The sequence below is a fragment of the Pseudomonas fluorescens HK44 genome (assembly GCF_000217955.3).
Taxonomy (GTDB): domain Bacteria; phylum Pseudomonadota; class Gammaproteobacteria; order Pseudomonadales; family Pseudomonadaceae; genus Aquipseudomonas; species Aquipseudomonas fluorescens_AQ.
Genome location: NZ_AFOY02000009.1, coordinates 166,744 through 188,008 on the forward strand (window position 1 = coordinate 166,744; position 21,265 = coordinate 188,008).

Sequence of the window (21,265 nt, forward strand, 5' to 3'; positions counted from 1 at the left end):
TGTTGAGTCATTTTGCAAAGATCTCCAGCAATCGTGGCGCTATCTTGTCCAGCGGGTGAATTTCTACAGCGGCGTTGATGGCGGCGGCCGCTTTCGGCATGCCATATACCGCGCTGCTGTGCTGATCCTGAGCCATGGTCAGGTAGCCTTGTTGGCGCATCAATTTAAGTCCCTGGGCGCCATCGCGCCCCATGCCGGTCAGCAGCACACCCACTGCATCACCATCCCAGTAAGTGGCCACGCTTTCAAAAAAAACGTCGATCGAGGGTCGATAGATCTCGTTGACCGGCTCGGCGGTGTAGGCCAGCGTACCGTTCTTCAACAAACGAATATGGTGATTGGTGCCCGCCAGCAACACCGTCCCGCTTTGCGGCGGCTCGCCTTCCTGCGCCAGGCGCACGTTCAGACCGCTGGCGCTGCCGAGCCATTCAGCCATACCGGCCGCGAACACCTGGTCAACGTGCTGAACCAGCACGATGGCCGGCGCAAAATCGTGTGGCAGGCTCTTGAGCAAGACTTCCAGCGCCGCCGGCCCACCAGCAGAAGAACCGATGGCCACCAGGCTCCGGCGTTGCCCGGAAATGCGAGGATGGGTCGGCGCTGATTGCACGCGGTTACCGCGTTCGCCGATCAGCCAGCCGATATTCATGATCTTGCGCAGCAGTGGCGCTGCGGCTTCTTTCGGATCGCCCGCGCCGAGGGCCGGGGTATCGACCACATCCAGCGCGCCGTGCCCCATGGCCTCGAACACCCGATGGACATTCTGCTCCCGGTCCACCGTAACGATAACGATAGCGCACGGGGTCTCGGCCATGATCCGGCGGGTCGCTTCGACGCCATCCATGACCGGCATGATCAGGTCCATCAGGATCAGGTCCGGGGTGAACTCGGTGCAACGTTGCACCGCCTCGGCGCCATTGCGGGCGACCCAGACCACCTCGTGCGCCGGCTCGAACGCCAAGGCTCGACGCAGGGCCTCCACGGCCATGGGCATATCGTTGACGATAGCGATCTTCATGCACGCGCTCCTCCTATGAGCTCAACCACTGCATCGAGCAGCGCATCGTCATGAAAGCTGGCCTTGGCTAGATAGTAGTCGGCTCCAGCGTCCAGTCCACGACGACGGTCTTCTTCACGATCCTTGTAGGACACCACCATCACCGGCAGCGATTGCAGCCGATTGTCACGTCGCAACAACGAAACCAGTTCGATCCCGTCCATGCGCGGCATATCAATGTCGGTAATCAACAGATCGAAATCTTCGGCACGCAGCGCGTTCCAGCCGTCCATGCCGTCAACCGCAACGGCCACGTCATAACCCCGATTGAGCAGCAGCTTGCGTTGCAACTCACGAACCGTCAGTGAGTCATCGACCACCAGAATACGTTTGCGAGCGACGATGGCGGCCTGTTGGCTATGCCGGGCGATCCGCTCCAGGCGACCGGTATTGAGCAGTTTGTCCACCGAGCGGAGCAGGTCTTCGACGTCGACGATCAACACCACCGAGCCGTCATCGAGCAAGGCGCCGGCAGAAATGTCCTGAACCTTGCCCAGGCGCTCATCCAGCGGCAACACCACCAAGGTGCGCTCGCCGATAAACCGCTCGACGGCCACGCCGTACACCGTATCGCGGTCACGGATGACCACGACTTTAAGAGTCGCCGGGCTGCTCTGACTCGCCGGGCGGTTGAGCAACTGGCTGGCCGCGACGAGGCCGACGTGTCGACCTTCGTGCCAGAAGTGCTGACGACCTTCCACCTGGACGATGTCGTCCGACGCCAAATCGCACATGCGCTCGATGTGCGCCAGTGGAAAGGCATACGCCTCCTCGCCCACTTCCACCACCAGACTGCGCACCACCGACAACGTCAACGGCACCTCGAGATGGAAACGACTGCCCTCGCCGGCCTTCTGCTCCAGCACCACGGCGCCGCGTAACTGGCGGACCATGTGCTGAACCGCATCCAGGCCTACGCCACGCCCGGACACCTCGGTGACCTGGTCGCGCAGGCTGAAGCCCGGCAGGAAGAGGAACGTCAGCAGCTCTTCTTCGCTGAGCTGCGCCGCGGTCTCGGCCGGTGACAGTTGACGCTCGACGATGCTGCGGCGCACTCGCTCCAGGTCCACGCCATGGCCATCGTCGCTCAATTCCAGCAACAACAGCCCGGCCTGGTTGGATGCGCGCAAACGAATCAGCCCTTCGGCAGGCTTGCCGGCCAGCAGGCGTTGCTCAGGCGTTTCGATGCCGTGGTCTACGGCATTGCGCAACAAATGGGTCAGTGGCGCTTCGAGCTTCTCCAGCACATCGCGGTCGACCTGGGTCTTTTCACCCTCGATTTCCAACCGCACCTGCTTGCCCAGACTACGCCCCAGATCGCGAACCATCCGCGCCTGCCCGATCAGTACATCGGCAAACGGCCGCATGCGACAGGCCAGCGCTGTGTCGTACAGCACCTGAGCGCGCTGGCTCGCCTGCCAGGCAAACTCGTCAAGCTCGGCGGTTTTCTCTGCCAGCAACTGCTGCGATTCGGCCAACAGCCGCCGCGCATCGCCGAGCGCCTCCAGGGCCTCAAGGCTCAGGTCTTGCTCTTTGAGGTGAACGTTGAGGTTTTCCAGGGCGCGCAGACTGTTGCTCTGCGTGCGCTTGAGACGCTGCATTGTCGCCAGGTAAGGCTTGAGACGCAGGGTTTCCACCAGCGATTTGCTCGACAGATCGAGCAGGCTGTTCAAGCGCTCGGCGGTTACCCGCAACACCCGCTCGCCGCCTTCGGTGACGCGCTTGGCTATACGCGACGCCTCGACCGAGGCCGCCAGCGACGACTCGAGTTCTGACACCAGGTCCGGCGGCTCGACTTGCGGTGCCGGTGGCTCGGGCGGCCATGAGGGCTGTGTTACGGCAGGTGCTGCGACCGCCAGGGGATCCAGCAAACGCCCCATCAGCGCCACGTAGGCTTCGACGTCGCCTGGGCCCACGTTGGCGCTGCCTGGCGTGGCAATGCGCATCAGCAAGTCCGTGCCTTGCAGCAGCGCATCAATGTGTTCGGGGCGCAGAAAAAGTCGCCCCTCCTGCGCGCTGACCAGACAATCTTCCATCACGTGGGAAACGCTGACCCCGGCATCCACACCGACAATCCGCGCCGCGCCCTTGAGCGAATGCGCGGCGCGCATGCAGGCTTCCAGCTGATCGGCCTGGGTCGGGTTACGTTCCAGCGCCAGCAACCCGGCGCTGAGCACCTGGGTCTGGGCCTCGGCTTCAAGACTGAAGAGTTCCAACAGTGACGCGTCGCGCATTTGATCGGGGGTCATGTCAGGCTCCGGGTCACGGCGGACAACACCTGCTCTTCATCCAGCCAGCGCAGGCTGCGACCTCTGAATTGCAGGACGCCACGGGTGTACTTGGCACTGGCCTGCTCGCCTGACCGGGACGCACCGTCGAGAATCCGCTCATCAATGGCGTGAATCCCGTCCACCTCATCCACCGGCACCACCACCGGGCCGCCGTGAGCAGCAATGATCAACATGCGCGGCATGATCCGCACGCCGGAGGCGACACCGGTGGTCGCTTCCAGCCCGAGCAATTCCACCAGCGACAGGCACGCCACCAGCGCGCCACGCACATTCGCCACCCCCAGCAATGCTCGCGAACGCTGATGCGGCAGTGAATGAATCGCCTGCATCGGCGCCACTTCCACCAGGCTGCGGGTGGCCAGGGCGAGCCATTCTTCGCCGAGGCGAAACATCAACAGCGAGCGCGTGACCACATCCGTTTCAACGGCAGTGGACACTTGCGCGCGGTCGTCCTGCTGCAAGGCATAGCGATCCAGCAAACGCGTCGCCGCCGCGAAATACACCGCGCAATTGCGACAGTGAATATGTTCGTTCAGCAGCGGGCAGGACTTGTCGCCGTGGATACCGATACGGTTCCAGCAGTCGTCGATCGCCTGGGCATCTTCATGGGTTACGTTCAGCGAAACAGAACCGGTCATCGTTTACGCTCACTGTCAGCGGTGCGCTCATTGCGAGCGGCGCGTTGCTGCAATCGAAGGGCGCCGGACGCATCCCCCTGGGACGCCAGTAATACCGAGAGGTGCATCAATGCTTCGGGATGCTGCGGTTGCAAATACAGCGCCTTACGATAAAAACCCTGGGCTTCCAATACGTTGCCGGCGACATCACTGAGCAGCCCCAGCCAGTAAAACACCTGCGCCACCGGCTCATGGTTGCGCAGGTATTGCTCACAGGCGGCCCGCGCTTCGAGGCTTTTACCTTCGTTGGCGAGGGTTGCAATGTTCGCCAGCAGCGCGGCCGCATCGGTGTTCGGTGCTTTCTCAAGGCTCGCACGCGGCGCCGGCGCAACGGCGGCAAAAGGTCGACTGCGCACCGGAGGCGCTGGAACGCTGCGCAGCGCAAAACTCACCGGCAACGGCGGTGCACTAAACACGGGGGGCGGTGCGGGTTCGGGCTCGCTGTGACGGCTGAAGGCAAAGGATTGTGGGATACCAATCGAACGCATCCCCAGGCGGCCCAGCAAACTGCCTTCGGCCGGGCCGATAAACAGCACGCCATCCACGTGGGTCAGGCGCTTGAGCACTTCCAGAACCTGCCTCTGGGTAGGCTGATCGAAATAGATCAGCAGGTTGCGACAAAACACGAAGTCATAGGCTGGTTCATTGGCCAGCAAGGTCGGGTCCAGCAGGTTGCCCACCTGCAAACGCACCTGTTCGCGCACCCGGTCGCTGACGCGATAGCCATCGTCTTCGGTGCTGAAGTAGCGCTCGCGGAAATCGGTGTGCTGCCCGCGAAAGGAGTTCTTGCCGTACAGCGCGCGCTTGGCCCGCTCGACCGACAGCGGGCTGACGTCCACCCCGTCGACCTTGAATTGATGCGGCACAAGCCCGCCATCGAATAACGCCATGGCAATCGAATACGGCTCTTCGCCGGTCGAACACGGCAGGCTGAGAATCCGCAACGCCCGCATGCCCTTGATCTCGGCCAAACGCTTGAGCGCCAGCCTGGCCAGCGTGGCAAAGGATTCCGGGTAACGGAAAAACCAGGTTTCCGGAACGATCACAGCTTCGATCAGCGCCTGTTGTTCGTCTGCCGAGCCTTGCAGCCGCAGCCAGTACTCATCGGCCGTTCCCACCTGCTGCGCCGTCATGCGCTGGCGCACAGCCCGCTCGATGATCGCCGGGCCGACGGAGTTCACGTCCAGGCCGATACGTTCTTTGAGGAAGTCGAAAAAGCGCTGGTCGCTGCTCATCGGCGCTCCTCAAGCATCGCCAGGTCCAGCGGCGGCGACGGGAACAGCAGCGCCCGCACGTGGGCATCCAGCAAGTCTGCGACACCAACCCACTGCAGCAGTCCTTGCGCGTCTTCACGCACCGGCCCCAAATACGGCGCCTGGCGGTTATCCAGGCCATAGGGCTGGAAGTCCGCCGGGTTGCAACGCAGGGTGTCGGTGGCCTGCTCGAGAATCAGCCCTAGCAGTTGCCCGGGCGTGGCGTCATCCGGCTGATAATGCACCAGCACCAATCGAGTGCTGGTGCGCGCCTGGGCCGGCCGGCCGAACGCCAGCTCGCCGACATCGATCACCGGCACCACCGCTCCGCGATAGGCAAACACCCCAGCGACCCATGAAGGCGTCCCGGCAATCGGTTTGAGCGGCAGACGCGGCAGCACCTCGGCCACTTCAATGGCTTGCAATGCATAGCGCTCGTCGCCGATGCGAAACACCAGAAACAATGACTGCCTGGGCGCCATGCCTGCGCCGCGTTTCGCCACGAGTTCACTCATCAGACTTTGAATCGCGAGACGCCGCTGCGCAGCCCTACGGCCACCTGGCTCAGCTCGTCGATGGCGGAACTGGCCTGACGCAAGGACTCGACTGTCTGGCTGCTGGCATCGCCCAACTGCACCAGCGCATGGTTGATCTGTTCAGCACCCGTGGCCTGGGCCTGCATGCCCTCGTTGACCATCAACACCCGCGGCGCCAGCGCCTGAACCTGATGGATGATCTGCGACAGCTGCTCACCGACCTGCTGCACTTCGGACATGCCACGGCGCACTTCTTCAGAGAATTTGTCCATACCCATGACGCCGGCCGACACCGCCGACTGGATCTCGCGAACCATCTGCTCGATGTCGTAGGTGGCGACGGCGGTCTGGTCTGCCAGACGGCGAACTTCGGTGGCGACCACGGCAAAACCGCGACCGTATTCACCGGCCTTTTCGGCCTCGATGGCGGCGTTCAGCGACAGCAGGTTGGTCTGGTCCGCGACCTTGACGATGGTCACCACCACCTGATTGATGTTGCCGGCCTTTTCGTTGAGGATCGCCAGTTTGGCGTTGACCAGATCGGCGGCGCCCATCACCGAGTGCATGGTGTCTTCCATGCGCGCCAGGCCCTGCTGACCGGAACCGGCCAGCACCGAGGCCTGATCGGCGGCGGTGGAGACTTCGGTCATGGTCCGTACCAGATCCCGCGAGGTGGCGGCGATTTCGCGCGAGGTGGCGCCGATTTCAGTGGTGGTGGCTGCTGTTTCAGTGGCAGTCGCCTGCTGCTGTCTGGAGGTGGCGGCGATTTCGGTCACCGACGTGGTGACCTGTACCGAGGAACGTTGCGCCTGGGACACCAGCGAGGTCAGCTCGGTCATCATGCCGTTGAAGCCGGTCTCCACCGCACCGAACTCATCCTTGCGATCGAGGTTCAGACGGCTGCTGAGATCGCCGGTGCGCATGATGTCGAGGATCTGCACGATGCGATTCATCGGCGCCATGATCGCGCGCATCAACAGCAAGCCACAGAGGCCGGCGGCGATGACCGCCACCAGTAAAGACACACCCATGCTGATTTTTGCCGCGGTGACCGCCTGGCGGATTGCCTCGGTGGCGTTAGCGGACTGATCACGATTGTTATCAATGACAACATTCAACTGCTTGCGGCCATCGTCCCAGGCGGGCGTCAACTCCTGCTCCAGCGCCAGGCGAGCTTGTTCGTATTGTTTTTGCTGATACAGACCGACGACTTTATTCAGCACCTGATTGTACGTTTGATAACGAACCTCGAACGCGCCGAACTCGGCCCGATCCTCGGCAGTGAAGATCGTTTTCCGATAGTTGCCCATCTCGTCTTTCAGGTGCGCGTCGGCGCTCTTGTACAGCTCCAGGTCAGCGGCACTCAGGTCGCGATGGTCCGAGAGACCGACGATCCGTTGGGTCAAGACGTAGCTGTCGACCCAGGCGCCGCGAATCATCGAGCTGTAAAACAGCCCCGGAACGGCATCCGTGCGGACCGTTTCCTCACTGGACTCAATCTTCAACAGACTGGAGAACGAGACCATTACCATCAACAGCATGATCGCGATAATCACCGCAAAGCTCGCCAAAATGCGTTGGCGCAATGTCCAGTTCTTCACAGTCAGTCCTCGGGGGCGGTTCAAATGGGGGGGAGTATAGCCGAGGGCGTGCCGTGTTTTATAAGCAGTGCATCTCAAGTAGCAACGAAACACGTGTGGCGAGGGAGCTTGCTCCCAATACTGGCGATTGATCGTTCCCACGCTCCCGCGCGGGAATGCCTCTGGGGACGCTCCGCGTCCGTTGACGCAAGGCGACGTAGCCTCAGACCGAGGCTTTGGGGAAGGATTAAACAAATCAGCGACTGCGCACTCTTTGTGGCGAGGGGGCTTGCCCCCTCGCCACAGGTATTTTGATCGTTCCCACGCTCTGCGGGCTTGCACAGATTCTGTGGGAGCAACCCAGGCCATCGATTAAAAAGATATACACTCGGGTAAATCTATAAAAACCGCCCACCGGGTAATTCCCCATGATGACCTTGCGTCAGATCCGTCACTTCATCGCCGTGGCCGAGACTGGCTCGATCTCGGCTGCCGCGCAAGCGGTGTACATTTCCCAGTCCACCTTGACCCTGGCCATCCAGCAGCTTGAGCAGGAAATTGGCGTCAGCCTGTTCAATCGCCACGCCAAGGGCATGACCCTGACGCACCAGGGCCATCAGTTCCTGCGTCAGGCGCACTTGATCCTGGCCACGGTCGACAACGCCAAACGCAGCCTTCAGCAAAGTACCGACCAGGTCGCCGGCCAGTTGACCATCGGCGTGACCAGCCTGGTCGCCGGTTACTACCTCGCTGATTTGCTCACACGCTTTCAACGCGCCTACCCCAACGTGGACATTCGCGTAACGGAAGACGAGCGGCCCTACATCGAGCATTTGCTGGTCAGCGGCGAAATCGATGTCGGGGTGCTGATCCTTTCCAACCTTGAGGATCGCCATGCACTGCAAACCGAGGTGCTGACCCATTCGCCCCATCGCCTGTGGCTGCCGGCCCAGCACCCGCTGCTGGAGCACGACAGCATCAACCTCGCCGATGTCGCCCGTGAGCCGCTGATTCAATTGAACGTCGACGAGATGGACCGCAACGCCCAGCGCATGTGGTCAGCGGCCTCCCTGCAACCGCGCATCACCTTGCGCACGGCCTCCACCGAAGCCGTTCGAAGCCTGGTGGCGGCCGGCCTTGGCGTGTCGATTCAACCCGACATGACCTACCGACCCTGGTCGCTGGAAGGCGACATCATCGAAGCGCGAGCGATCGCCGACCTCAGCCATACCCTCGACGTCGGCCTGGCCTGGCGTCGCGGCACTGCCCGCCCGGCGCTGGTCGACCCGTTTTTGACCGTCGCCCGCGAGCAGCCTCACGGTGGGCGCAAGCCATCTATTTAATCGAACGCTGCATTCAGTATTTAGTATTTGTCGACCACAAGCTCGACCACTAGTCTCCGTGTATCTAAATAAGACGGTCGGGCCCCCAGTCACAGGGAGCACCATGGCCACACAAGAAAAGAGAACCCGAAAAATGGCTGGCGCGCAGACCCCTTTGTTCACTGCATTGTTGATCGATGGTGAATTAGTCGCAGGCCAGGGTTTTGTCGAGCCGATCCTCAACCCGGCCACCGGTGAAGTGCTGACGCACATTGCCGAAGCCAGCACCGAACAAGTCGAAGCCGCCATCCTCGCCGCCCACCGCGCCTTCGCCGGTTGGTCGCGCACCACCCCGCAACAGCGCTCGAACATCCTGCTGGACATCGCCAACGCGGTGGAAAAGCACGCCGACCTCCTCGCCCGCCTCGAGTCGCTGAATTGCGGCAAGCCGCTGCACCTGGCCCGTCAGGACGATTTGAGCGCCACGGTCGATGTGTTCCGCTTCTTCGCTGGCGCCGTGCGCTGCCAGACCGGCCAGCTCAGTGGTGAATACCTGCCGGGTTACACCAGCATGGTGCGTCGCGATCCGATTGGCGTCGTCGCCTCGATTGCGCCGTGGAACTACCCGATCATGATGGCCGCGTGGAAAATCGCCCCGGCACTGGCTGCTGGCAACACGCTGGTGTTCAAGCCGTCCGAACATACACCGCTGTCGATCCTCGCCCTCGCGCCGGCACTGGCAGAAATCCTCCCGCGCGGAGTGATCAACATCATCTGCGGCGGCGGTGAAGGCGTCGGCAGCCATTTGGTCAGCCACCCGAAAGTGCGCATGGTCTCGCTGACCGGCGACATCGTCACCGGGCAGAAGATTCTTCAGGCCGCCGCCAAAACCCTCAAACGTACGCACCTCGAACTCGGTGGCAAAGCCCCGGTGATTGTCTGCAACGACGCGGATATTCAAGCGGTGGTCGAAGGCGTGCGCACTTACGGCTACTACAACGCCGGGCAAGACTGCACCGCCGCCTGCCGGATTTATGCACAGGCCGGGATTCATGATCGTCTGGTGGCCGAACTCGGCGCCGCGGTCAGCAGCCTGCGCTTCGCCGGTAAACGTGACGCCGACAACGAGCTCGGCCCGCTGATCAGCACTCGCCAGCGCGACCGCGTGGCCAGTTTTGTCGAACGCGCCCTCGGCCAACCGCACATCGAGCGGGTAACCGGCGCGGCAGTGCATTCCGGCGCCGGCTTCTACTACCAGCCGACTCTGCTGGCCGGCTGCAAACAGAGCGATGAAATCGTCCAGCGCGAAGTGTTCGGGCCGGTGGTCACCGTGACCCGCTTCGATGAACTGGAACAGGCGGTGGACTGGGCCAACGACTCGGAATACGGCCTGGCGTCATCGGTCTGGACCCAGAACCTGGATAAGGCGATGCAGGTGGCTGCGCGTTTGCAGTACGGCTGCACCTGGATCAACAGCCATTTCATGCTGGTCAGCGAAATGCCCCACGGCGGCTTGAAGCGCTCGGGTTATGGCAAAGACTTATCCAGCGATTCGCTGCAGGACTACAGCGTGGTGCGGCACATCATGGCGCGTCACGGTAATGATCTGAAGTAACCGCACTACGTTAACAACGAGCCGAAAAGGCCAGCTCTATCACGTTCAAACACTGCCCCGACGATAATTAAAGAAGAGGGAAACCCCATGTTCGTGCACAAGACCGCACTGTTCAGTGCAATCACCCCCTTGCTGCTGGCCAGTGCCAGTATTCAAGCCGCCGAACCGCTGAAAGCCGTTGGCGCGGGCGAAGGCCAGCTGGATATCGTTGCCTGGCCGGGCTACATCGAACGTGGCGAGAGCGACAAGAACTACGACTGGGTCAGCGGTTTCGAGAAGGAAACCGGCTGCAAGGTCAGCGTCAAAACCGCCGCCACGTCTGATGAAATGGTCAGCCTGATGGCCAAGGGCGGTTACGACCTGGTGACCGCGTCCGGCGATGCTTCGTTGCGCTTGATCGGCGGCAAGCGTGTGCAACCGATCAATACGGCATTGATCCCGAACTGGAAAGACATCGACCCGCGCCTCAAGGACGGGCCTTGGTACGTGGTCAACAAACAGGTTTACGGCACGCCTTATCAATGGGGCCCGAACGTGCTGATGTACAACACCAACGTGTTCAAGACCGCGCCTACAAGCTGGAGCGTGGTGTTCGATCCGCAGAACCTGCCGGACGGCAAGGCCAACAAGGGCCGCGTGCAAGCTTATGACGGCCCGATCTACATCGCCGACGCCGCGCTGTACCTGAAATCGACCAAGCCGGAACTGGGCATCAAGAACCCTTACGAACTGACCGAAACCCAGTACAAGGCCGTGCTCGACCTGCTGCGCGCCCAGCAACCGCTGGTGCACCGCTACTGGCATGACGCGACCGTGCAGATGAGTGACTTCAAGAACGAAGGCGTCGCGGCCTCCAGCACCTGGGGTTACATGGTCAACGGCCTGCAAGCCGACAAGCAGCCCGTGGCCTCGACCATTCCGAAAGAAGGCGTTACCGGGTGGGCCGACACCACCATGTTGCACGCCGATGCCAAGCACCCGAACTGCGCCTACAAGTGGATGGACTGGTCGCTGCAACCCAAGGTCCAGGGTGACGTAGCCGCATGGTTCGGCTCGCTGCCAGCCGTGCCGGCGGCCTGCACGGGAAGCGAACTGCTGGGCGCCGAAGGCTGCAAAACCAACGGTTTCGATCAGTTCGACAAGATCGCCTTCTGGAAAACCCCACAGGCTGAAGGCGGCAAATTCGTGCCTTATAGCCGCTGGACCCAGGACTACATCGCGATCATGGGCGGTAGATAACACACCGTTCCCTGTGGTGAGGGGCTTTTGTGGTGAGGGGGCAAGCCCCCTCACCACAGTCAGTATTCCAACCACAAATGTGCGATGGCGACATCGATCACGATTCAGCTTTTTCAGAAGTCCAGGCCGAGCCGCTGCGACGGTTTTGGCCTTTTTGGAGCACCGCACCATGACGCTTGCAGTCCAGTTCACCAACGTCTCCCGTCAGTTCGGCGAAGTGAAAGCCGTCGACCGGGTTTCCATCGATATCCAGGACGGCGAGTTCTTTTCCATGCTCGGCCCTTCCGGCTCGGGCAAAACCACCTGCCTGCGGCTGATCGCCGGTTTCGAACAACCAAGCGCAGGCTCGATCCGCATTCACGGCGCTGAAGCCGCCGGTTTGCCGCCCTATCAACGTGACGTGAACACCGTGTTTCAGGATTATGCGTTGTTCCCGCACATGAACGTTCGCGATAACGTCGCTTACGGTTTGAAGGTCAAAGGCGTCGGCAAGGCCGAACGCCTGAAGCGCGCCCTCGATGCCCTCGACATGGTCGCCCTCGGCGGTTACGGCGAGCGTAAACCGGTGCAATTGTCCGGCGGCCAGCGCCAGCGCGTGGCCCTGGCTCGCGCCTTGGTCAATCGCCCACGAGTGCTGTTGCTCGATGAGCCGTTGGGCGCACTCGATCTGAAACTGCGCGAACAAATGCAGGGTGAATTGAAGAAGCTCCAGCGCCAGCTCGGCATCACCTTCATCTTCGTGACACACGACCAGACCGAAGCGCTGTCGATGTCCGACCGCGTGGCGGTGTTCAACAAGGGCCGCATCGAGCAGGTCGACACACCGCGCAACCTGTACATGAAACCAACGACTACCTTCGTCGCCGAATTCGTCGGCACCTCCAACGTGATTCGCGGCGAGCTGGCCCAACAGTTGAGCGGCCATCCGCAGCCGTTCTCGATCCGTCCGGAACACGTGCGTTTCGCCGAAGGCCCAAAGGCCAGCCATGAAATCGAAGTCAGCGGCCTGCTGCACGACATCCAGTACCAGGGCAGCGCCACACGGTACGAAATGAAGCTTGAAAACGGTCAGACCCTGAATATCAGTCAGGCCAACACTCAGTGGCTGGACGTCAGCGCCCCACATCAAACCGGACAACGCATCAGTGCTCGCTGGGCCCGCGAGGCCATGATTCCGTTGCACGACACCGTTGCGGGCGGGGTGTGAGATGAACAGCGTGGCCATGACCCAAACCCCGGTCGGCAGCTCGCCGCTACGCAGGTTTTCCAACCTGCTGTATCGCCGGCCCAACCTGTACCTCGCGATGTTGCTGGTGCCGCCGCTGATCTGGTTCGGCGCGATCTATCTGGGTTCGCTGCTGACACTGCTGTGGCAGGGTTTCTACACCTTCGACGACTTCACCATGGCGGTCACTCCCGAGCTGACCCTGGCGAATTTCGCGGCGCTGTTCAACCCCTCGAACTTCGACATCATCCTGCGCACCCTGAGCATGGCGATCGTGGTCTCGATTGCCAGCGCCATCGTCGCGTTTCCGATTGCCTACTACATGGCGCGCTACACCACCGGCAACACCAAGGCGTTTTTCTACATCGCGGTGATGATGCCGATGTGGGCCAGTTACATCGTCAAGGCGTATGCCTGGACCTTGCTGCTGGCCAAGGGGGGCGTGGCGCAGTGGTTCGTTCAGCACCTGGGACTGGCGCCGGTCTTGCAGTTCGTGCTGGGGATTCCCGGCGTGGGCGGCAGCACCCTGTCGACCTCCCATCTCGGCCGGTTCATGGTGTTCGTCTATATCTGGCTGCCGTTCATGATCCTGCCGATCCAGGCGTCACTGGAACGCCTGCCGCCATCGCTGCTGCAAGCCTCCGCCGACCTCGGCGCCAAGCCGCACCAGACCTTCATGCAAGTGATTCTGCCGCTGTCGATCCCGGGCATCGCGGCCGGTTCGATCTTCACCTTTTCGCTGACCCTCGGTGACTTCATCGTGCCGCAGCTGATCGGCCCGCCGGGTTACTTCGTCGGCAGCATGGTGTACGCCCAGCAAGGCGCCATCGGCAACATGCCAATGGCCGCGGCCTTCACGTTGGTGCCGATCGTGCTGATCGCCATCTACCTGTCCATCGTCAAACGTCTGGGGGCCTTCGATGCGCTCTGATGCCAAAAAACGTGAGCCCGGGATTCAGGGAGAGAAAGCCTCTCTCGGCCTGCGCATTGCAGCCTGGGGCGGGTTGGTGTTTCTGCACTTCCCGATCCTGATCATCTTCCTGTACGCCTTCAACACTGAAGACGCGGCGTTCAGCTTTCCGCCCCAGGGCTTCACCCTGAAATGGTTCAGCGTGGCGTTCGCGCGGCCCGACGTGCTGGACGCGATCAAGCTCTCGCTGCAAATCGCCGCAATCGCCACGCTGATCGCCATGGTCCTCGGGACCCTTGCCTCGGCGGCGCTGTACCGGCGTGACTTCTTCGGCAAACAAGGCATTTCGCTGATGCTGATCCTGCCGATTGCGTTGCCGGGAATCATCACCGGTATCGCGCTGCTGGCGACGTTCAAGACGCTGGGTATCGAGCCCGGGATGTTCACCATCGTCGTCGGTCACGCGACCTTCTGTGTGGTGATCGTCTACAACAACGTCATCGCCCGCCTGCGCCGGACCTCGCACAGTTTGATCGAAGCGTCGATGGATCTCGGCGCCGACGGCTGGCAGACCTTCCGCTACATCGTCCTGCCGAACCTCGGCTCGGCATTGCTGGCCGGCGGCATGCTGGCGTTTGCGCTGTCGTTCGACGAAATCATTGTCACCACCTTCACCGCTGGCCACGAACGCACCTTGCCGTTGTGGCTGCTCAACCAGCTCAGCCGCCCACGCGACGTACCGGTGACCAACGTGGTGGCGATGCTGGTGATGCTCGTGACGATTTTGCCGATCCTCGGCGCCTATTACCTGACTCGCGGCGGCGAAAGCGTTGCGGGCAGCGGCGGTAAATAACTCAATAACTGACAACGACTACTCACTGTGGGAACCGGATTTTTGTGGGAGCGAGCCTGCTCGCGATGACTGACTGACATTCAACAGAGATGTCGACAGTAAGACCGCTATCGCGAGCAGGCTCGCTCCCACAGGGACCGGTTCCAGCAAGACAACAAGAACTGTTTCAAAGAGGGCAAAACCATGCAAACCAAACTCTTGATCAACGGCCAGCTTGTCGCCGGCGAAGGCCCCGCTCAACCTGTATTCAACCCGGCTCTGGGCCGGGTGCTGATAGAAATCAACGAAGCCAGCGAAGCCCAGGTCGACGCCGCGGTGCGCGCCGCCGATGCCGCCTTCGATGGCTGGTCGCAGACCCCGCCCAAAGACCGTTCGCTGCTGTTGCTCAAACTCGCCGACGTCATCCAGGCCCACGGCGAAGAGCTGGCCAGGCTGGAGTCGGACAACTGCGGCAAGCCCTACAGCGCCGCCTTGAACGACGAGATCCCGGCGATTGCCGATGTGTTCCGGTTCTTTGCTGGCGCCAGCCGCTGCATGAGCGGTTCAGCCGGCGGTGAATACCTGTCGGGCCACACCTCGATGATCCGCCGCGACCCGGTGGGCGTGATCGCCTCCATCGCACCGTGGAACTACCCGCTGATGATGGTCGCCTGGAAGATCGCCCCGGCCCTGGCGGCCGGTAATACCGTGGTGCTCAAGCCGTCGGAGCAAACCCCGTTGACCGCGCTACGCCTGGCAGAACTGGCGTCGGAGATTTTCCCGACGGGCGTACTCAACCTGGTCTTTGGTCGTGGGCCTACGGTCGGTAGTCCGCTGGTGACCCACCCGAAAGTGCGCATGGTGTCCTTGACCGGCTCTATCGCCACCGGCTCGAACATCATTTCCAGCACCGCCGACAGCGTCAAACGCATGCACATGGAATTGGGCGGCAAAGCCCCGGTGATTATCTTCGACGACGCCGACATCGACGCCGCCGTGGAAGGCATCCGCACCTTCGGTTTCTACAACGCTGGGCAGGACTGCACCGCCGCCTGCCGCATCTACGCCCAGGCCGGCATCTACGAAAAATTCGTCGAGAAGCTTGGCGTGGCCGTCAGCAGCATCAAGTACGGTGTGCAGGATGACCCGTCCACCGAGTTGGGCCCACTGATCACCGCCCAGCATCGCGACCGTGTAGCCGGTTTCGTCGAGCGCGCCATCGCGCAACCGCACATCCGCTTGATCACTGGCGGCAAAGCCGTGGAAGGCAACGGCTTCTTCTTCGAACCAACGGTACTGGCCGACGCCCGACAAGACGACGAGATCGTCCGCCGCGAGGTGTTCGGGCCGGTGGTGTCGGTGACCTCATTCGCTGATGAGGCACAAGTGCTGGCGTGGGCCAACGATTCGGACTACGGCCTGGCGTCGTCGGTCTGGACGTCCGATGTCGGCCGCGCTCACCGCCTCGCCGCCCGCTTGCAGTACGGCTGCACCTGGGTGAATACGCACTTCATGCTGGTCAGCGAAATGCCTCACGGCGGTCAGAAACTGTCCGGCTATGGCAAGGACATGTCCATGTACGGGCTGGAGGACTACACCACCGTGCGGCATGTGATGTTCAAGCACTAAAAGCATCGTCGGATCGCCGCCCGGAGCAAGCTTTGCTCCTACAGGTCCGCGCGAAACCTGTAGGAGCAAGGCTTGCCCGCGATAGCGTCACCGCAATCTCAAGGAAGAAACCGGCAACCAGCACCACCAGGTTCCACCCCAAAGAAACCAAAACAATAACCACCGATCCGGGTTGAGCCGTCATGGCCCAGCCACGGTTTCGGACATCCGAAATCTGCCGATTTTCCGGAGCATGAACGCCATGAGTGCACTACCCGATTTATCTGCAATTGCCGCCGACAGCGATGCCGAGCAGTTACGCAAGCTGGGCTACACCTCGAACTTCAATCGCAGCATGAGCCTGTGGGAAAACTTCGCCCTGGGCTTCACCTACCTCTCCCCGGTCGTAGGGGTTTATACCCTGTTCGGCCTGTGCCTGGCCGCCGGTGGCCCGCCGATGTTCTGGGCGTATTTGCTGGTCGGTTGCGGCCAACTGCTGGTCTGCCTGATATTCGGTGAAGTGGTGTCGCAGTTCCCGATTTCCGGTGGTGTCTACCCATGGGCCCGCCGCTTGGTGGGCAAACGCTGGGCGTGGATGGTCGGCTGGATCTACTCCATTGCCCTGTGCGTCACCATCGCGGCCGTTGCGGTCGGTGCCGGTCCTTACCTGGCGGCGATGATGGGCTTTGAACCGAGCAACAACACCAACATCGTCATCGCCCTGGTGCTGACGCTGTTCGCCACTCTGGTGAATCTCAGCGGCACCAAGGTGCTGGCGCGTATCGCCATGTTCGGCTTTCTCTGCGAGCTGGTCGGCGCGGTGGTCGTTGGCGTGTACCTGCTGGTCTTCGAACGCCATCAGCCACTCAGCGTGCTGTTCAACACCTTTGATATCCGCGTCGACGGTTCCTACCTGCCGGCGTTCCTGACCGCCTCCCTGGCCGGGATGTTTCTGTACTACGGCTTCGAGGCCTGCGGCGACGTGGCTGAAGAAACCCCGAACCCGAGCAAGCAGATTCCGGTGGCCATGCGCATGACCATCTACATCGGCGGCATTGCGGCGATGTTTGCCTGCCTGGCGCTGATTCTTGCGGTGCCGGACATGCAAGCGGTGATCAACGGCACTGACAAGGACCCGGTAACCACTATCCTCAACAACGCCTTCGGTCCTGTGGGTTCGAAAGTGGTGATGGGTGTGGTGATGATTTCCTTCATCTCCTGCGTCATCAGCCTGCAAGCGGCGGCCAGTCGTCTGCTGTATTCCTATGCTCGTGATGAAATGGTCATCGGCAGTGCACTGCTGAAAAAGATTTCGCCGACGACTCAGGTTCCGGTTGCCGCGCTGTTCGTGTCTGGCGTCCTCCCTGCACTGATTATTGCCCTCGGCTTTTTCCTGCAAGACGCCGTCGCCACCATCGTCAGCTTCGCGGCCATCGGCATCTACCTGGCGTTCCAGATGATCGTGCTCGCCGCCCTCTACGCCCGCGCTCGCGGCTGGGAACCCAGCGGTAAATTCACACTGGGCGCCTGGGGTCTGCCGGTGAACATCGGCGCGCTGGTCTATGGCGTGGGCGCCATCATCAACATGGCCTGGCCACGCACACCGGATGCCGCGTGGTACATCAACTACGCCATGGTCTTGAGCACTGCCATCGTGATTGGCCTGGGCCTGCTCTACATGTGGCTCGGCAAACCGTATGACCACGGCACCGCCCCTGCGGGTGATGCCTGGAAAGTCAGCCGGTAATGACAGCGCCCTGACCTGTGATAACGGGTCAGGGTGACGAGGAAAGTGGGTTAGCACATTTGCAGTTAGCAGATTAGAGGCGTTTCCTTCAGAGCGAGCCTCCAGATAAAGACACCCATTCCTACAGTAGGTAGTGCCAGAGTAGACTTGCCGCCGTAAGCACCCTGTCGATAGGCTTCATCCCGTCGCTGCAAAATCAGCGGCCCGGGGTCGAAGCCGGGAAAAGTCAAAACGGTGCTTACGCGCCCCCATAGAACTGAGGCTGTTTTATGCCTTCAGTTCTGCTTTATGGCGGGCCGTGTGGCGCGGGCCTTCCGGCTTCCGTTTTGACTGGAAGTGTCCCGACTTCGAACGCCACTCGGTTCGCCACCCAACCTGTCGAAGGGTTGGTGGCGACTCTCCAAATCGAAACGGAAGTCATCTAATGTCCAAATACGCTCGAAATCCGTCCAAAAATGCCTCTTGCCGTCTCTTCGGAGGCAGGCCATGACCCATCCTCATTTCACCCCCACCGTCTTCACCCGCCACAACCGCTTCCTTCACGCCTTCATGCACGAAAACCAAGCCTGGTTCTGCGTTCAGGATCTTGGCCGACTGATGGGGCGCCCGCTGGATCAACGACTCACCCTGAAGCTCGATCCTGATCAGCGTCGATACGTTTGGTTGCTCAAAAGCGGCAATCCCGTCGAAGCGCTGATGGTCAGTGAATCAGGTATGTACGCGCTGCTGATCCATCACTTCGTTCCGGAAAATCGCAACCTGCGCCAATGGCTGAGTCATGAAGTGATGCCGACATTGCGCAGCTCGCAGCCAGCGTTTGAGGCAAACTCTCCAAGCCTGAGTTCGTTGCAGTGGGCCGGCGTGTCTGTGCCGCTGCTGCATTGGCGGGATCAGGCGTGGGTGAAGTGGCGAGACATGCCTGACTTGCTGTTGGCGCAACGCCCATCGATAACAGCCAACGCAGGCTGAACCGCCACAATTCAGCCCGCATAAAAAAATGGGTGGACCGAGTTTTCAGTCCACCCATTCTGTAGGCGAGATATCAAACAACCTCTCTTCAAAACCGCGAAACACGGTGCATCGCATCCACCAGATAGCGCATCGCAATGCGGTCGCTCTCCGATAACTGCCGATACTGCTCGACGAGTTTCACCTCCTCCGAGCTGAGCCGGCGCGACCTTCGCGAGAGGCTCAAGCCTGAGAAAACCCCTAAAAACCCGATGATGCCTTGTGCTTTTTCCATGGACGATGTCCCTCTGCACGTGAACGGAAACTTCAGATACCTCATCGCCCTGCTCCTGTTTCAACCATGTCTGGCACTTGCGTGAGTCCGGCTGAACGTTCACCGGTCTCAAGGGCAAAGTCCGGTCATGAGCCTAAGAATAGGAACAAAAAAACGTTTGCGAGCCGTTTTTAGAGTAATTAGTCAAAAAATAAAAACACTTATTTGAAACACCAAATCGGCTTGAACGACAGCTGAATATCCTCGGGAGGCCAGCTCCTGCAGCTGCGTGCCTTGCGCTGCGAGTAACACGCAGCCCTGGCACGGCCTGTGGGAATTCTCCATAAAGCGCACGCTCATCATTTTCGAGCTATTTCGAACGCTTTATCTTATTGGGCATCTGTTTAAAATCCGATGCGTTTGGCCGAAGGCTTGTCCGAACCTCACATTTTGATCCAAAACGCAGCCAGGAACGCCGCGGGATCGTCCACGACAGGTTGTCCTATGCACCGCAGGAATTTGCTCAAAGCCTCCATGGCCATCGCTGCCTACACCGGCCTTTCGGCCACCGGACTGTTGGCCGCGCGTGCCTGGGCCGGGACGGCCGATGGCGAGGCTCAGGCCTTCGACTTCGAGGCGTTGCAGGCACAAGCCAAGCAACTGGCCAGCAGTGGTTATGCCGACACCAAGCAGGTGTTGCCAGCGACGCTGGCGAACATGACGCCGCAGCAGTTCAACGCGATTCAGTACGACGCCAGACATTCGCTGTGGAATGACCTGAACGGGCAACTCGACGTGCAGTTCTTCCACGTCGGCATGGGCTTCAAGCAACCAGTGCGCATGTACAGCGTCGACCCCAAGACCCGTCAGGCGCGGGAAGTGCATTTCCACCCTTCGCTGTTCAATTACCAGAATTCCAACATCGATACCGCGCAGCTCAAGGGCGACCTGGGCTTTGCCGGGTTCAAGCTGTTCAAGGCCCCGGAACTGGATAAACACGACGTGGTGTCGTTCCTTGGCGCCAGCTACTTCCGCGCTGTGGATAACACCGGTCAGTACGGCTTATCGGCCCGTGGCCTGGCGATCGATACCTACGCCAAAAAGCGCGAAGAGTTTCCGGACTTCACCAAGTTCTGGTTTGAAACCCCGGACAAGGACAGCACCCGTTTCGTGGTCTATGCCCTGCTCGACTCACCGAGTGCCACCGGTGCCTATCGCTTTGACATCGACTGCCAGGCCAATCAGGTGGTGATGGCCATCGACGCACACGTCAACGCGCGCACCGCCATCGAGCAACTCGGTATCGCACCAATGACCAGCATGTTCAGCTGCGGCACTCACGAACGGCGCATGTGCGACACCCTTCACCCGCAGATCCATGACTCGGATCGGCTGGCCATGTGGCGCGGCAACGGCGAGTGGATCTGCCGTCCGCTGAACAACCCGGCGACCCTGCAATTCAACGCCTTTGCCGACACGGACCCGAAAGGTTTTGGTCTGGTGCAGACCGACCATGAGTTCGACAGCTATCAGGACACTGTCGATTGGTACAGCAAGCGCCCGAGCCTGTGGGTCGAGCCGACCACCGCCTGGGGCGAAGGCTCCGTCGACCTGCTGGAAATCCCGACCACAGGCGAAACCCTGGACAACATCGTGGCCTTCTGGACCCCGAAAAAACCGGTGGCCGCCGGCGACTCGCTGAACTACGGCTACAAGCTCTACTGGAGCGCCCTGCCGCCCGTTGGCACGCCGCTGGCGCGGGTCAATGCCACGCGTTCGGGGATGGGCGGTTTCGTCGAAGGCTGGGCTCCCGGCGAGCACTATCCGAAAGTCTGGGCGCGGCGTTTTGCGGTCGACTTTACCGGCGGCGGACTGGATCGTTTGCCTGAAGGCACGGGAATCGAACCGGAGGTCACGGCGTCGAGCGGTCAGGTCAAGGACTTCAACGTGCTGGCGCTGGATGACATCAAAGGCTATCGAATCACCTTTGACTGGGTCCCGACCGATGACAGCGTGGCGCCGGTGGAACTGCGGTTGTTCATCCGCACCCATGACCGAACGTTGAGCGAAACCTGGCTGTATCAGTATTTCCCGCCTGAGCCGGACAAGCGCAAGTACCCGGATTGGCCGGCGTCATAAGACAAGTGGCGT

The 21,265-nt window shown here is 61.1% G+C and carries 17 protein-coding genes; 10 read left to right on the forward strand and 7 right to left on the reverse strand.

Annotated elements, in window-relative coordinates; all coding sequences use genetic code 11:
- Nucleotides 1–7: 7 nt before the first annotated feature.
- The 6 genes from HK44_RS09385 to HK44_RS09410 are packed head-to-tail and all read right to left on the reverse strand — an operon-like array spanning nucleotide 8 to nucleotide 7,415.
- A complete protein-coding gene (locus HK44_RS09385; protein WP_019692045.1) occupies nucleotides 8–1,018 on the reverse strand; it encodes a chemotaxis response regulator protein-glutamate methylesterase in 1,011 nt (336 codons plus the stop codon).
- Nucleotides 1,015–3,306, reverse strand: coding sequence for a hybrid sensor histidine kinase/response regulator (locus HK44_RS09390; RefSeq protein ID WP_019692044.1), 2,292 nt, complete (start codon nucleotides 3,304–3,306; stop codon nucleotides 1,015–1,017). The genes HK44_RS09385 and HK44_RS09390 overlap by 4 nt, the downstream gene beginning before the upstream one ends.
- Nucleotides 3,303–3,986, reverse strand: a complete 684-nt coding sequence (locus HK44_RS09395; protein ID WP_019692043.1) for a chemotaxis protein CheW — start codon at nucleotides 3,984–3,986, stop codon at nucleotides 3,303–3,305. Before HK44_RS09395 ends, HK44_RS09390 begins: the two co-directional genes overlap by 4 nt.
- Nucleotides 3,983–5,260, reverse strand: coding sequence for a CheR family methyltransferase (locus HK44_RS09400; RefSeq protein ID WP_019692042.1), 1,278 nt, complete (start codon nucleotides 5,258–5,260; stop codon nucleotides 3,983–3,985). Before HK44_RS09400 ends, HK44_RS09395 begins: the two co-directional genes overlap by 4 nt.
- Nucleotides 5,257–5,793, reverse strand: a complete 537-nt coding sequence (locus HK44_RS09405) for a chemotaxis protein CheW (RefSeq protein WP_019692041.1) — start codon at nucleotides 5,791–5,793, stop codon at nucleotides 5,257–5,259. Before HK44_RS09405 ends, HK44_RS09400 begins: the two co-directional genes overlap by 4 nt.
- Nucleotides 5,793–7,415 (reverse strand): methyl-accepting chemotaxis protein, encoded by a 1,623-nt coding sequence (locus HK44_RS09410; protein WP_019692040.1) that lies wholly within the window; start codon nucleotides 7,413–7,415, stop codon nucleotides 5,793–5,795. The genes HK44_RS09405 and HK44_RS09410 overlap by 1 nt, the downstream gene beginning before the upstream one ends.
- A 407-nt stretch (nucleotides 7,416–7,822) precedes the next feature.
- Here HK44_RS09410 and HK44_RS09415 point away from each other — a divergent pair, with 407 nt between their 5' ends.
- The 9 genes from HK44_RS09415 to HK44_RS09455 all read left to right on the forward strand — a co-directional run bounded on the left by HK44_RS09415 (nucleotide 7,823) and on the right by HK44_RS09455 (nucleotide 18,861).
- Nucleotides 7,823–8,737, forward strand: a complete 915-nt coding sequence (locus tag HK44_RS09415; RefSeq protein WP_019692039.1) for a LysR family transcriptional regulator — start codon at nucleotides 7,823–7,825, stop codon at nucleotides 8,735–8,737.
- A 103-nt stretch (nucleotides 8,738–8,840) separates the two neighbouring features.
- Nucleotides 8,841–10,331, forward strand: a complete 1,491-nt coding sequence (locus HK44_RS09420) for a gamma-aminobutyraldehyde dehydrogenase (protein WP_080690600.1) — start codon at nucleotides 8,841–8,843, stop codon at nucleotides 10,329–10,331.
- Nucleotides 10,332–10,418: 87 nt separating this feature from the next.
- Nucleotides 10,419–11,570: a putative ABC transporter substrate-binding protein YdcS gene (ydcS, locus tag HK44_RS09425; protein WP_019692037.1), complete on the forward strand. Its 1,152-nt coding sequence runs from the start codon at nucleotides 10,419–10,421 to the stop codon at nucleotides 11,568–11,570.
- Between the two features lie 169 nt (nucleotides 11,571–11,739).
- On the forward strand, nucleotides 11,740–12,777 hold the full coding sequence (locus tag HK44_RS09430) for an ABC transporter ATP-binding protein (protein ID WP_019692036.1): 1,038 nt from the start codon (nucleotides 11,740–11,742) through the stop codon (nucleotides 12,775–12,777).
- Between the two features lies 1 nt (nucleotide 12,778).
- Nucleotides 12,779–13,726, forward strand: coding sequence for an ABC transporter permease (locus tag HK44_RS09435; protein ID WP_019692035.1), 948 nt, complete (start codon nucleotides 12,779–12,781; stop codon nucleotides 13,724–13,726).
- Nucleotides 13,727–13,748: 22 nt separating this feature from the next.
- Nucleotides 13,749–14,558, forward strand: a complete 810-nt coding sequence (locus HK44_RS09440; protein ID WP_141651693.1) for an ABC transporter permease — start codon at nucleotides 13,749–13,751, stop codon at nucleotides 14,556–14,558.
- A 183-nt stretch (nucleotides 14,559–14,741) separates the two neighbouring features.
- Nucleotides 14,742–16,166 (forward strand): gamma-aminobutyraldehyde dehydrogenase, encoded by a 1,425-nt coding sequence (locus HK44_RS09445; RefSeq protein ID WP_019692033.1) that lies wholly within the window; start codon nucleotides 14,742–14,744, stop codon nucleotides 16,164–16,166.
- Between the two features lie 241 nt (nucleotides 16,167–16,407).
- A complete protein-coding gene (locus HK44_RS09450) occupies nucleotides 16,408–17,892 on the forward strand; it encodes an APC family permease (protein WP_019692032.1) in 1,485 nt (494 codons plus the stop codon).
- A gap of 486 nt (nucleotides 17,893–18,378) precedes the next feature.
- Nucleotides 18,379–18,861 carry a BRO-N domain-containing protein gene (locus tag HK44_RS09455; protein ID WP_019692030.1) on the forward strand — a complete coding sequence of 161 codons (483 nt, stop codon included), beginning with the start codon at nucleotides 18,379–18,381 and terminating at the stop codon, nucleotides 18,859–18,861.
- 88 nt (nucleotides 18,862–18,949) lie between these two features.
- On the opposite strand, the gene HK44_RS09460 is transcribed toward HK44_RS09455, so the two are convergent.
- Nucleotides 18,950–19,135, reverse strand: coding sequence for a hypothetical protein (locus HK44_RS09460; protein WP_024264827.1), 186 nt, complete (start codon nucleotides 19,133–19,135; stop codon nucleotides 18,950–18,952).
- A gap of 483 nt (nucleotides 19,136–19,618) precedes the next feature.
- Between HK44_RS09460 and HK44_RS09465 the strand changes: the two genes are divergently transcribed.
- Nucleotides 19,619–21,253, forward strand: coding sequence for a glucan biosynthesis protein D (locus tag HK44_RS09465; RefSeq protein ID WP_019692028.1), 1,635 nt, complete (start codon nucleotides 19,619–19,621; stop codon nucleotides 21,251–21,253).
- Nucleotides 21,254–21,265 lie beyond the last annotated feature (12 nt).